Below are 12,739 nucleotides of genomic sequence, written 5' to 3'. Positions count from 1 at the left end.
TGAGCGGGGTGCGGCAGGGTTCGTCATGGCAGGCGCAGAAACTTGCATGAACTGGCAAGTGAACATGGATATTTGCTCATTCAAGAAATTATCCATCCCCGGAAGAATCAGGTCACCAATGCAGGTGCCGCAGGCCAGGGAACGCTGCCGCCGTGGCCTGCCTGCGTGTCTTCTCTTCCGCCACCCTCTTCCGAAGGACCGACCATGGGCTTTTCCGTCATCGAACCCGCATCCGGCGCGGATGCCGCCGCTCCCCGCATGGACGCCGCCTGGCTCGAAGCGCACTGGATGCCCTTCACGGGCAACCGCAACTTCAAGGCCCGCCCGCGCATGATCGTGGGCGCCCAGGGCGCCTACTACACGGATGCCGAAGGCCGCAAGATCTTCGACGGCCTGTCGGGCCTGTGGTGCTCCGGCCTGGGCCATGGCCGCAAGGAGATCGCCGAGGCGATCGGCCGCGCCGCCGCCACGCTCGACTATTCGCCCGCGTTCCAGTTCGGCCATCCCGCCTCGTTCGCGCTGGCCAACAAGCTCAAGGAACTGACGCCCGAGGGGCTCGACTACGTGTTCTTCACCGGCTCGGGTTCCGAATCCGCCGACACGTCCCTGAAGATGGCGCGCGCCTACTGGCGCACCAAGGGCCAGGCGAGCAAGACGCGCCTGATCGGCCGCGAGAAGGGCTACCACGGCGTGAACTTCGGCGGCATCTCGGTGGGCGGCATCGTGGGCAACCGCAAGACCTTCGGCCAGGGCGTGGAGGCGGACCACATCCCGCACACGCAGCCGCCCGCGGGCACCTTCCAGCGCGGCATGGCCGAAGACGGCGGCCGCGCGCTGGCCGACAAGCTGCTGGACGTGATCGCCCTGCACGACGCCTCCAACATCGCGGCGGTGATCGTGGAGCCGTTCTCGGGCTCGGCCGGCGTGGTGATCCCGCCGAAGGGCTACCTGGAGCGCATCCGCGAGATCTGCACGCAGAACAACATCCTGCTGATCTTCGACGAGGTCATCACGGGCTTCGGCCGCTGCGGTGCCTGGACGGGCGCCGAGGCCTTCGGCGTGACGCCGGACATCCTGAACTTCGCCAAGCAGGTGACGAACGGCGCGCAGCCGCTGGGCGGCGTGATGGCCACCAAGGAGATCTACGACACCTTCATCGCGCAGGGCGGCCCCGAGTACATGCTCGAATTCCCGCACGGCTACACCTACTCGGCCCACCCGGTGGCGTGCGCTGCGGGCAACGCGGTGCTCGACATCCTGCAGAAGGAAGACATGCCTGCCCGCGTCAAGGCGCTCGCACCCCATTTCGAGAACGCGGTGCATGGCCTCAAGGGCGCGAAGCACGTGTCCGACATCCGCAACTACGGCCTCGCAGCCGGCATCACCATTTCCGCGCTGCCGGGCGAGCCTGCCAGGCGCCCCTACGAGATCGCCATGAAGTGCTGGGAGAAGGGCTTCTACGTGCGCTACGGCGGCGACACGATCCAGCTCGCGCCGCCCTTCATCTCCACCCCCGCGGAAATCGACCGGCTGGTCAGCGCCCTCGGCGACGCGCTGGACGAAGTGGCCTGACCTGCACCTGCCAACGCGCACGCCCATGCACATCGCCATCCTGACCTTCGACGCCTTCAACGACCTGGATTCGCTGGTCGCCTTCGGCATGCTCAACCGCATCGCCCTGCGGGGCGACGCGGACTGGCATGTGCGCATCGCCAGCCCCGCGCGGCGCGTGACGTCCATGAACGGGCTGACGATCGACGCCCACGAAGGCCTGGACGCGCTCGCCGGGGCCGACGCGGTGCTGGTGGGCAGCGGCATGAAGACGCGCGACGTCGCCGCCGACCCGGCCCTCATGGAGCCGCTGCGCGTGCTGGACCCTGCCCGCCAATTGCTGGCCGCGCAGTGCTCCGGCACGTTCCTGCTCGGCCGCCTGGGGCTGCTCGGCGGCGTGCCGGCGTGCACCGACCTCACCAGCCGGCCCTGGGTGGAAGCCTCGGGCGTGCAGGTCGTGCAGCAGCCGTTCGTGGCGCGCGGCAACGTCGCCACGGCGGGCGGCTGCCTCGCCTCGCAGTACCTGGTGGCGTGGCTGCTGTGCCGCCTGAAGGGCGTGGAGGCCGCGCGCGAGGTGCTGCACTACTTCGCCCCCGTGGGCGAAAAAGAGCAATACGTGGAACGCGCGCTGGGCCACGTGACCCCCCATCTGGAACCCCAGGCCGCGATGGCCTGATCCCGCTTTTTCCTTCGACAAGAACGCCATGCAACACGACAAATCCGTGACCTCCACCGTCGGCCACCTGATCGACGGCCAGATCGTCGCCGACACCGCCCGCACCCAGCCGGTGTTCGACCCCGCCACCGGGCAGTCCACCACCAGCGTGGCGCTGGCCGACCAGGCGACCGTCGAGGCGGCCATCGCCTCGGCCGAGAAGGCCTTCCCCGCCTGGCGCAACACGCCGCCGCTCAAGCGCGCGCGCGTGATGTCCAGACTGAAGGTGCTGCTCGAAGAGAACGCCGACAAAATCGCCGCCCTCATCACCGCCGAGCACGGCAAGGTGCTGGCCGATGCGCACGGCGAGCTGCAGCGCGGCATCGAGAACGTGGAATACGCGAGCTACGCGCCCGAGCTGCTGAAGGGCGAGCACAGCCGCAACGTGGGCCCGAACATCGACTCCTGGTCCGAATTCCAGGCGCTGGGCGTCACCGCCGGCATCACGCCGTTCAACTTCCCGGCCATGGTGCCGCTGTGGATGTGGCCCATGGCCGTGGCCTGCGGCAACACCTTCGTGCTCAAGCCCTCCGAGCGCGACCCCAGCAGCGCGCTGCTGATCGCGCAGCTGGCGCTGGAAGCGGGCCTGCCGCCCGGCGTGCTGAACGTGGTGAACGGCGACAAGGGCGCAGTCGACACGCTGCTGCGCGATCCGCGCGTGAAGGCCGTGAGCTTCGTGGGCTCCACGCCGATCGCCGAGTACATCTACGCGGAAGGCTGCAAGCACGGCAAGCGCGTGCAGGCCCTGGGCGGCGCGAAGAACCATGCCGTGCTGATGCCCGATGCCGACATCGGCAACGCCGTGAGCGCACTCATGGGCGCCGCCTACGGCAGCTGCGGCGAGCGCTGCATGGCGATCCCGCTGGTGGTGGCCGTGGGCGACGGCACCGCAGATGCCGTGATCGCCGGCCTGCAGGCCGAGATCGCGAAGATGAAGGTCGGCCCCGGCACGGACAACGGCAACGACATGGGCCCGCTGGTCACGAAGCAGCACTTCGAGAAGGTGAAGGCCTATGTGGACAGCGGCGTCGCCGAAGGCGCGACGCTGGTGGTGGACGGCCGCACCGTGCAGGTGGCCGGCCACGAGGAAGGCTACTTCCTGGGCGCCTGCCTGTTCGACCACGTGAAGCCCGGCATGAAGATCTACCAGGAGGAGATCTTCGGCCCCGTGCTCGGCGTGGTGCGCGTGAAGACCCTGCAGGAAGCGATGCAGCTCATCGACGACCACGAATACGGCAACGGCACCTGCATCTTCACGCGCGACGGCGAGGCGGCCCGCTACTTCACCGACCACATCCAGGTCGGCATGGTGGGCGTGAACGTTCCCCTGCCCGTGCCCGTGGCCTACCACTCGTTCGGCGGCTGGAAGCGCAGCCTGTTCGGCGACCTGCATGCCTACGGCCCGGACGCCGTGCGGTTCTACACCAAGCGCAAGACCATCACCCAGCGCTGGCCCTCGGCCGGCGTGCGCGAAGGCGCGGTGTTCAGCTTCCCGAGCAGCCGCTGACGCGGCACGGCGCACGCCTGCCCTGCGGCCTCACCCGTCGGAAGGCCGCGAAGCAGGCGCCAAAGGCGACTCAGGGGGGAGTAATCACCGTGGCAGGACGGTGACCGCCTCGCGCGCCACGGAGGTGCTGTACATCACGCGCAGGTTCTGCGCAGGAATGCCGCGTGCCACCAGTTCCTTGCGCACCGCCAGTGCGCGGGCCAGGGCGATCTCGCGCGCGTTCTTCGCGGTCTTGCGGTCGCTGTAGCCCTTGATCTCCCAGCGCTGGGACGCGGCCGATTTGTCGGCAGCCATCGCGTCCAGCAGGGCCATGGCATCGGCCGGCAGGGCGGTGTCCGTGCCGGAGAACTCGGCCACGGTGCCGTCCTCGGGCACGCGGGGCGCGGCGGGAGCGGGCGCCGGGGCGGGCGCGGGCTCCGCTGCCGGGGCGGCGGCCGGGGGCGGGGCCTCGGCGGCGGTGCCGGACGCCTGGCCGGACGCACCGGCGGCGCATCCGCCGAGCACCGCGGCGCTGCAGAGAAGGCTCAAGAGGGCACTGTAGGAACGCATGGAACGCATCGTTTCACCTGTTTTCGTGGCTGGATGGAAAGAAGAAGGCACTGCGGACCGGCACCGGGGGCTCCCTCCCGGAGCATGCGGCACCACGGGACGCCGTGGAACGCGGATTGTCACTCCATTGCAAGGCGGCGCAGCGGCCGGCCGTTCCGGAAAGTCCGGGAGTCGGCGGAAGACAACACTGCAGCTTTCCGGGAAACTGTCGATAACCAGGCATTCACTGTCCAGTTATCCCGCCACGCGCCCTTCCCCGCGGTCCCGCCCGGACCCCCCTCCCGCCGCCGATGCCCCCTCCGCTGCCAGCGCCCTTGCCGCCAACCTCCCCGCCGGGCCGCTCCGTCCATTGGCTGGTGCGGATGAACCACCGCAACCGCACCTTCTTCTACGCCCTGCTGTTCCTGGCGCTCGGAGCACATTTCCTGCACACCGGCGCCGGCCCGGCGGCCTGGGCCGTGCTGGTGGCGCAGTTCCTCGTCTACCCGCAGATCGCCTACTGGCGGGCCCGCCGCTCGCCACAGCAGGCGAAGGCGGAGATGCACAACATCGTGGTGGACAACCTCTTCGGAGGGCTCTGGGCGGGCCTGCTGGGCATGCCCGTCTGGATCACCTTCACGCTGTTCATCGGCAACTGCATCAATGTCGTCGCGTTCCACGGCTACCCGGGCCTGCTGCGCCTCATGGCCGCCATGGGCTGCGGGCTCCTGGCAGGGCTCGCGGTGTACGGGGGCCGGCCGCTGCACCCGGACATCGACACGGCCACCTCGCTGCTGTGCATCCTGGCGCTCACGCTGTTCCTCACCATGTTCGCCCACACCAGCTACCGGCGGGCGATGGAGCAGCAGAAGAGCAATGCCCGGCTGCGCGAGCAGTTCGAGGAAATCCGCCTGCTGCAGGACCAGCTCCGCGAACAGGCCGTGCGCGATCCGCTGACCGGCCTGCACAACCGCCGCCACCTCGACGCCACGCTCGCGGAAAGGATGGCGCACTGCGGCGCCCAGGACCTGCCCCTGTCGCTGCTGATGATCGACATCGACCACTTCAAGCGCATCAACGACACCCACGGCCATGCCGCGGGCGATGCCGTGCTGCAGGCCCTCGCGCTGCTGCTGCAGCGCCACGTGCGCGTGCAGGACCTCGCCTGCCGGCATGGCGGCGAGGAATTCGTGCTGCTGCTGCCGGACACGCCCCTCGCGGTCGCCCGGGAGCGGGCCGAGACGCTGCGCCGGGCCTTCGAGGCGCTGCGGGTGCGCCACGGCCCCGGGTCGCTGTCCGCCACCCTCTCCTGCGGGGTCGCCGCGTTTCCGGAGCATGCCGGCCAGCCGTTCGCGCTGCTGGCCTGCGCCGACGAGGCGCTCTACGACGCCAAGGTGCGGGGACGCAACCGGGTGGCGGTGCACGGCACGGCCGGCGGGCGGCAGTCCACCGCCTGACGGGCCGCTATTCCTTCTTGCGCAGGTGGACCGAGCGGGGTCCGCGCAGCGTCTCGGCATCGAGGATCAGGCGGCCCTGGATGCGGCCCTTCATGCGCTGGACGCTGCTCGCGGCGTCCAGCATGTGCCGCGCCATCAGCTCGCGCACCAGCGCCGCGTCGCGCGCCCGCGCCGCCTGCACGATCTCGCGGTGGAACCGGGCATTGGTCTCGCCGAAGCGCCGGTGCTCCGACTTCGGGGTGCGGTTGCCGTACACGATGAGCTGGCGCAGCATTTCGTTGATCAGCTCGCAGGCGAAGCGCAGGAACGGGTTCGGGTTGGCGGCGGCCAGGATGTCGTGGAAGTTCACGTCCTCCCGGCGCTGGGAGAGCAGGTCTTCGCTGCTGGAGTGGGGATCGCAGCAGGCGATGCTGTGCTCCAGCGCCTCGAAATCGGCCTCCGTCAGGTGCGGCACGGCGCCGGCCGCGAGTTCCGGCTCCAGGAACTGGCGCACGGCGTAGATGTTGTCGATCGTCACGTCCTGGAAGAACAGGTAGTTCTGCAGGAACTGCAGCGTGCGGTCCAGCGACACCTCGGCGATGGTGCCCCCGCCCGAGGGGCCCGTGGAGATGGTCACCAGGCCCTGCACCTCCAGCGACTTGAGCGCCTCGCGGATGGTGCCCTTGCTCACCTCGAACTGCGCCTGCAGCTCGCTCTCGCGCGGCAGGCGGTCGCCGGGGCTCAGGTTCTTCTCGGTGATCAGCCGCTTGATCTCCTGCGCCACCAGGTCGGGGCGCTTGAGGGGCTTGATCGGCTTGCCGGCGGGCGGTTTCGTGGCCATGGTGCGTTGCGGGTTGAAGACGGGTGGAGCTCGGCATGGTGCAGGCGCACCGGGCCGTCGGCTCCGTGGTGCAGTGTATGCACCATGGGCGTGCAGCGGTGGCGCAGGCAGGGTTTACGTGCACGGCATTTGTTCTATTTATCACTATAAATAGGAACAATACGTGGCACGCCGCGTGCTTTGCAAAAAAGCCTTGCCCCGGCCCGCAGGCCGGCCGGTTCCACCCCCACAGGAGCTTTCCCCCATGCAACGTCGTCATCTCTTGCAACTCTCCGCGCTGGCCGCGCTGCCCGCATCGCTCGGCCTCGCGCGCAGCGCCTGGGCGCAGTCCAGCGGCGCGATCCAGTTCGGCTGCCCCGTGCCCATGTCGGGGGCCTTCGCGGCGAACGGCAAGTTCGCCGACCTCGGCATGAAGCTGGCGATCGAGCAGTACGGCAAGGCCCTGGGCCGCCCCCTGGCCTACACCGTGCTCGATACCGAGGGCAAGCCCGCCACCGCGGTGCGCAAGGTGCAGGAGGCATCGCAGCAGCAGGGCACGCGCTTCTTCGCCGGCGGCATCCTGTCGTCCGAATCGCTGGCCATGGGCAAGGAGGCCGAGAAGGCCGGCGGCATCTTCATCACCACCGCGGGCGCCGACGAGATCACCGGCAAGGACTGCAACCCCGCCACGTTCCGCTGGTCGGTGCCCACCTTCGGCGCGATCGAGCAGACCGTGCGCCCGCTGGCCGACGCGCTGCCGAAGGCCAAGCGCTGGTACACCATCACGCCGCAGTACGTGTTCGGCGACGGCCTGCTCTCCGCGGCCAAGAACGTCTTCAAGGAAAAGGGCTTGGAGCACGTGGGCAACAGCTACCACTCGCTCACCGAGAAGGAGTTCAGCGGCTACCTCACCAACGCGATGGCCGCCAAGCCCGACGTGCTGCTGCTGCTGAACTTCGGCTCGCAATCGTCGGACGCGCTGCGCCAGGCGGTGAGCTTCGGCATGCACAAGAACATGACCATCCTGATCGCCTGGGCCTCGGGGCTGGAGCAGTTCGAATCGCTGGGCGCGGACCTGTGCGACGGCATCTATTTCGGCGCGCAGTACTGGCACACCGTGGACGCCCCGCTGAACCTGGAGCTGGTCAAGCGCAGCCAGGAGAAGTTCAAGTCCAACCCCAACTACAGCCTGGCGGGCTCGTACATCTGCACCAAGCTGCTGATCGACGGGATCATCAAGGCCGGCACGGTGGAGCCCAAGGCCGTGGTCGCCGCGCTGGAGGGCATGAAGTACGCGGGCCTCACGGGCGAGGAAGAAGTCCGCAAGGGTGACCACCAGGTGCTCAAGAACTACTACCTGCTCAAGGGCAAGCCCAAGGCGAAGATGGCCAACAAGGACGACTACGTGGACGTGGTGAGCTCCGGCAAGTCGTTCCTGCCGGTGGACCAGACCGGCTGCAAGCTCGGCTGACCCGCCGCGACCTTTCGCACCTTCCCGCCCCGCACTCCGGTGCCGGGGCCTTTCCCTTCCTGCGTCCTGCCTCCATTCCATGAGCATCTACCTGCTACAGGTCATCAACGGGATCGGCATCGGCATGCTGTACTTCCTGCTGGCCGTGGGCCTGTCCATCGTGTTCGGCCTGCTGCGCTTCGTGAACTTCGCGCACGGCGCGTTCTACCTGCTGGGCGCGTATTTCTGCTACCAGATGACGCGCTGGGGCCTGAGCTTCTGGCTCGCCCTGGTGGTGGTGCCGCTGGTGGTGGGCGCCCTGGGCTGGCTCACCGAAAAGCTGGTGCTGCGCCACGTGTACGCCAAGCCGCACGAGTTCCACATCCTCGTCACCGTGGGCCTGGCGCTCGCCGTGCAGGAACTGGTGATCCTGCAATGGGGGCCGCTGGGCGACAGCGTGGCCGTGCCCGATCTGCTGCAGGGCGTGGTGATGTGGGGCAGCTTCGTCTATCCCAAGTACCGGCTCTTCGTGATCGGCTTCACCGCCGTGCTGGCCGTGGGCCTGTGGTGGGTGCTCGAAGGCACGCGCCTGGGCAGCGCGGTGCGCGCGGGCAGCGAATCGACCGAGATGGTCTCGCTGCTGGGCATCAACGTGTTCCGCATCTTCAGCCTGGTGTTCGCGCTCGGCGCGGCCACCGCCGCCATCGCGGGCGTGCTGGCGGCGCCCATCCGCGGCGCAGAACCCTTCATGGGCATCGAGGCGCTGGGCGTGGCCTTCGTGGTCGTGGTGGTGGGCGGCATGGGCAGCTTCGGCGGCGCGCTGGTCGGGGGCCTCCTGATCGGCATCGTGCAGAGCGTGATGAGCACCGTGTGGCCCGAGGGCGCGCGCCTGATGATCTACGTCGCCATGGCCGCCGTGCTGCTGCTGCGCCCGCATGGCCTGCTGGGCCGCAAAGGATGAACACCGCCATGACGATCTTGCGCAAACACTTCCATCTGCTGCTGGCGCTGGCCTTCGTGCTGGCGATGCCGCTCACCATGCAGTCCGGGTCCCTGGCCAGCGAAGTGCTGATCTACGGCCTCGCGGCCATGGGCTGCAACCTGCTGCTGGGGCACACGGGGCTGCTCTCCTTCGGGCAGGGCATCTTCTTCGGGCTGGGCAGCTACACCATCGCCCTCACGCTCACGCGCTGGCCCCTGCCGATGCCGCTGGCCCTGGCGCTCGCCGTGGTGGCGGGTGCGGTGGGCGCGGCGCTGGTGGGCTGGGTCGCCATCCGCCAGCGCGGCACCTACTTCGTGATGCTGACGCTCGCCTTCGCGCAGATGTTCTACTTCCTCGCCTACTCGATGCCCGGCCTCACGGGCGGCGACAACGGCCTGATGGACATCCCCCGCCCCTCGCTGGCCGTGGGCGGGTTCACGCTCTGGCCGCTCGCCTCGCCCTGGCAGTACTACGGTTTCGTCGCCGTGGTGTTCCTGGTGGCCTTCTGGCTGCTGCAGAAGGTATCGGCCTCGGTGTTCGGCCGCACCCTGCTGGCCGTGCGCGACAACGAGGAGCGCGCGGGCGCCATCGGCTACGACCTCCGGCTGCTGAAGCTGCAGGCGTTCGTGATCTCCGGCGCCGTCACCGGCCTGGCCGGCGCGCTGCACGCCATGATGACCGGCATCGCCCCGCTGGCGAGCGCCGAATACCACACGAGCGAGATGATCCTCGTGATGACCGTGATCGGCGGCACCGGCAACCTGCTGGCCTCGCTGCTGGGCTCGGCCTTCTACCTGATCGTGGGCGACTGGCTCTCCACCCTCTGGCCGCGCTGGCTGCTGCTGCTGGGCGTGGTGCTGATGGTCGTCAGCTTAGGGATGCAGCGCGGCCTCTGGGGCCTGTTCGAATCGGCCTGGGACCGCCTGCGCGGCGCGAAGCACCCCGCGGACGCCACCCCTGCCGGCACGGGAGACAAAGCATGAGCACGGCATCCCCCATCCTGCTGGAAGCCATCGGCGTCGAGAAGCGCTACGACAAGTTCGCCGCGCTTTCGGGCGTGGACCTCAAGGTGCGCGCGAACACCGTGCATTCGGTGATCGGCCCCAACGGCGCGGGCAAGACCACGCTGTTCCACATGCTCACCGGCACCAAGGCGGTGAGCGGCGGGCGCATCGTGTTCGACGGCCACGACGTGACGCGCGAGCCGGACCATCGCCGCGTGCAGCGCGGCATGGCGCGCTCGTTCCAGGTGACCAGCCTGTTCCTCACGCTGCCGGTGCGCGAGAACCTGCGGCTGGCCGCGCAGGGCACGGCGCCCGCACAGGCCCTCAACTGCTGGAGCGCGCCCGTCGGCGCCCGCTCCCGCGCCGACGTGGTGGCGCGCGTGCTGGCGCGGCTGGGCCTGGAGCGCCATGCCGACACGCCCGTCGGCAACCTCTCGCACGGCCAGCAACGCCGGCTGGAAGTGGGCATGGCGCTGGCCGCGGGCCCGAAGGCGATCTTCCTGGACGAGCCCACCTCGGGCATGGGCATCGACGACCTGGACGACATGAAGCGGCTGATCCAGGGCCTGAAGGACGAGCACACCGTGGTGCTCATCGAGCACAACATGAACATCGTGATGGACATCTCCGACACCGTCACCGTCATGCAGCAGGGCCGCGTGCTGGCCGAAGGCCATCCGCACGCGATCCGCAGCGACGAACGCGTGCGCAGCGCCTATCTGGGCAACATGATCACCGGAGGCAAGGCATGACGAGCATCCTGCAGATCGAGGGGCTGCACGCCCACTACGGCAAGAGCCACGTGCTGCAGGGCGTCGGCCTGCACGTGGACGACGGCGAACTGGTCACGCTGCTCGGGCGCAACGGCGCGGGCAAGACCACCACGCTCAAGAGCATCTGCGGCGTGGTGCAGCCGAGCGCAGGGCGCGTGCGCTTCCGCGGCGAAGACGTGCAGGGCCTGCCCGCGCACCGCATCGCGCAGCGCGGCGTGTGCCTGGTGCCCGAGCACCGCGGCATCTTCCGGCTGCTCACGGTGGAAGAGAACCTGCTGCTGGGCCAGCGCAGGCAGTCGCCCTGGCAGCTGGCCGACATCTACCGCATCTTCCCGCGCCTGAAGGAGCGCCGCACCAACGGCGGCGGGCAGCTCTCGGGCGGCGAGCAGCAGATGCTGGCCATCGGCCGCGCGCTGATGAACGCGCCGCGCCTGCTCATGCTGGACGAGCCCGTGGAAGGCCTGGCGCCCGTGATCGTCGAGGAGATCGTGTCGCAGCTGCAGGCCATCAAGGCCGCGGGCGTGGCCATCCTGCTCGTGGAGCAGAACCTCGAGGTCTGCACCCAGCTGGCCGACCGCCACTACATCATCGAGCAGGGCGCCGTCGTGCACGAGGCCCGCAACGCCGACTTCCTGGCCGACGAAGCGACCAAGGACCGCTACCTGGGCGTAGGCCTGGCCTGACCCCCCGAACCCCATTCAGGATCACCCACCGTGGACATGAAGACTTCCCCCCCTGCGCTGCAGGCCCGCGTGAACGGCGCGCGGCTGTGGCAATCGCTGATGGACCTGGCGCGCATCGGCGCCACGCCGAAGGGCGGCGTGTGCCGGCTGGCGCTCACCGCGCTGGACGGCGAAGGCCGCGACCTGTTCGTGCGCTGGGCGCGCGAGGCCGGCTGCAGCGTGCGCATCGACGCCATCGGCAACATCTTCGCGCGCCGAGCCGGGCGCGACGACGCCCTGCCGCCCGTGATGACCGGCAGCCACATCGACACCCAGCCCACCGGCGGCAAGTTCGACGGCAATTACGGCGTGCTGGCTGGCCTGGAGGTGGTGCGCAGCCTGAACGACGCGGGCATCGAGACCGAGGCCCCGATCGAGGTCGCGGTGTGGACCAACGAAGAAGGCTCGCGCTTCGTGCCCGTGATGATGGGCTCGGGCGTGTTCGCCGGCGCCTTCACGCTGGAGCATGCGCTGGCGCAGCGCGACGGCCAGGGCACCAGCGTGGCCGAGGCGCTCGCCGCCATCGGCTATGCCGGCGAGGCCGGCCCCACGCCCGCGGTGGGCGCGTATTTCGAGGCGCACATCGAACAGGGGCCGGTGCTGGAGGCCAACCACTGCGTGATCGGCGTGGTCCAGGGCGCCCTCGGCCAGCGCTGGTACGACGTGACCGTGCAGGGCATGGAAGCCCACGCGGGCCCGACGCCCATGGACCTGCGCCGCGACGCGCTGCTGGCGGCGAGCGCCCTGGTGGAAGAAGTGAACCGCATCGCCCTGGCGCATGCGCCGCACGCGCGCGGCACCGTGGGCGTGCTGGAGGTGTTCCCGAGTTCGCGCAACGTGATCCCTGGCAGCGTGCGCATGACGGTGGACCTGCGCGCCGCCGACGACGCGGTGCTGCTGCAGATGGACGCCGCCCTGCGCGCGGCCTGCGAGCGCATCGGCACGGCCCGCCGCACGCCGATGGCGGTGGAGCAGGTGGTGTACTTCCCGCCGCAGCCCTTCACCCCCGAACTGGTCGAAGGCGTGCGCGCCGACGCGGCCGCGCTGGGCTACAGCGCCATGGACGTGGTGAGCGGCGCCGGGCACGATGCCGTGTACCTCGCACGCCTGGCGCCCACGGCCATGGTCTTCGTGCCGTGCGCGGACGGCATCAGCCACAACGAGATCGAAGACGCGGAGCCTGAACACCTGGAGGCCGGCTGCAACGTGCTGCTGCACGCCATGCTGCGCAGCGCGGGGGTGGCGGCATGA

Annotated in this window: 12 protein-coding genes; 10 read left to right on the top strand and 2 right to left on the bottom strand. The window is 69.5% G+C overall.

Annotated features, from left to right (window positions below):
• Positions 1-204 precede the first annotated feature (204 nt).
• Genes Q9R47_RS03020 through Q9R47_RS03010 form a run of 3 tightly spaced genes read left to right on the top strand, consistent with a single transcriptional unit; the run spans position 205 to position 3,773 of the window.
• Complete coding sequence (locus tag Q9R47_RS03020; RefSeq protein WP_311231719.1) at positions 205-1,572, top strand: aspartate aminotransferase family protein; 1,368 nt, start codon at positions 205-207, stop codon at positions 1,570-1,572.
• Between the two features lie 25 nt (positions 1,573-1,597).
• The gene (locus tag Q9R47_RS03015; protein WP_311231718.1) at positions 1,598-2,227 is read left to right on the top strand and encodes a DJ-1/PfpI family protein; all 630 of its coding nucleotides are present in this window, start codon (positions 1,598-1,600) and stop codon (positions 2,225-2,227) included.
• Positions 2,228-2,255: 28 nt separating this feature from the next.
• Positions 2,256-3,773, top strand: a complete 1,518-nt coding sequence (locus Q9R47_RS03010) for a CoA-acylating methylmalonate-semialdehyde dehydrogenase (RefSeq protein WP_311231717.1) — start codon at positions 2,256-2,258, stop codon at positions 3,771-3,773.
• 84 nt (positions 3,774-3,857) lie between these two features.
• Here the strand turns inward: Q9R47_RS03010 and Q9R47_RS03005 are convergent, their stop codons facing one another.
• Positions 3,858-4,322, bottom strand: a complete 465-nt coding sequence (locus Q9R47_RS03005) for an OmpA family protein (RefSeq protein WP_311231716.1) — start codon at positions 4,320-4,322, stop codon at positions 3,858-3,860.
• A gap of 362 nt (positions 4,323-4,684) precedes the next feature.
• Between Q9R47_RS03005 and Q9R47_RS03000 the strand changes: the two genes are divergently transcribed.
• Positions 4,685-5,758, top strand: coding sequence for a diguanylate cyclase (locus tag Q9R47_RS03000; RefSeq protein ID WP_311231715.1), 1,074 nt, complete (start codon positions 4,685-4,687; stop codon positions 5,756-5,758).
• Positions 5,759-5,765: 7 nt separating this feature from the next.
• Here Q9R47_RS03000 and Q9R47_RS02995 read toward each other — a convergent pair whose 3' ends face one another.
• Positions 5,766-6,578 carry a FadR/GntR family transcriptional regulator gene (locus Q9R47_RS02995; RefSeq protein ID WP_311231714.1) on the bottom strand — a complete coding sequence of 271 codons (813 nt, stop codon included), beginning with the start codon at positions 6,576-6,578 and terminating at the stop codon, positions 5,766-5,768.
• A 244-nt stretch (positions 6,579-6,822) separates the two neighbouring features.
• Here Q9R47_RS02995 and Q9R47_RS02990 point away from each other — a divergent pair, with 244 nt between their 5' ends.
• The 6 genes from Q9R47_RS02990 to Q9R47_RS02965 all read left to right on the top strand — a co-directional run bounded on the left by Q9R47_RS02990 (position 6,823) and on the right by Q9R47_RS02965 (position 12,739).
• Positions 6,823-8,028 carry an ABC transporter substrate-binding protein gene (locus Q9R47_RS02990; protein WP_311231713.1) on the top strand — a complete coding sequence of 402 codons (1,206 nt, stop codon included), beginning with the start codon at positions 6,823-6,825 and terminating at the stop codon, positions 8,026-8,028.
• Positions 8,029-8,107: 79 nt separating this feature from the next.
• Positions 8,108-8,968 carry a branched-chain amino acid ABC transporter permease gene (locus Q9R47_RS02985; RefSeq protein WP_107130699.1) on the top strand — a complete coding sequence of 287 codons (861 nt, stop codon included), beginning with the start codon at positions 8,108-8,110 and terminating at the stop codon, positions 8,966-8,968.
• 8 nt (positions 8,969-8,976) lie between these two features.
• On the top strand, positions 8,977-9,972 hold the full coding sequence (locus tag Q9R47_RS02980) for a branched-chain amino acid ABC transporter permease (RefSeq protein ID WP_311231712.1): 996 nt from the start codon (positions 8,977-8,979) through the stop codon (positions 9,970-9,972).
• Positions 9,969-10,745, top strand: a complete 777-nt coding sequence (locus Q9R47_RS02975) for an ABC transporter ATP-binding protein (protein WP_026433535.1) — start codon at positions 9,969-9,971, stop codon at positions 10,743-10,745. Before Q9R47_RS02980 ends, Q9R47_RS02975 begins: the two co-directional genes overlap by 4 nt.
• Entirely contained in the window at positions 10,742-11,449 is a 708-nt protein-coding gene (locus Q9R47_RS02970; protein ID WP_311231711.1) for an ABC transporter ATP-binding protein, read from the top strand. Before Q9R47_RS02975 ends, Q9R47_RS02970 begins: the two co-directional genes overlap by 4 nt.
• A 36-nt stretch (positions 11,450-11,485) precedes the next feature.
• Positions 11,486-12,739 carry a Zn-dependent hydrolase gene (locus Q9R47_RS02965; RefSeq protein WP_311231710.1) on the top strand — a complete coding sequence of 418 codons (1,254 nt, stop codon included), beginning with the start codon at positions 11,486-11,488 and terminating at the stop codon, positions 12,737-12,739.

The organism is Acidovorax sp. PRC11 (assembly GCF_031844105.1).
In the GTDB taxonomy this organism is placed as follows: Bacteria; Pseudomonadota; Gammaproteobacteria; order Burkholderiales; family Burkholderiaceae_C; genus Paracidovorax.
The sequence above is the reverse complement of the archived record's forward strand: the minus strand, read 5'-3'. Positions and strand labels throughout refer to the sequence as shown.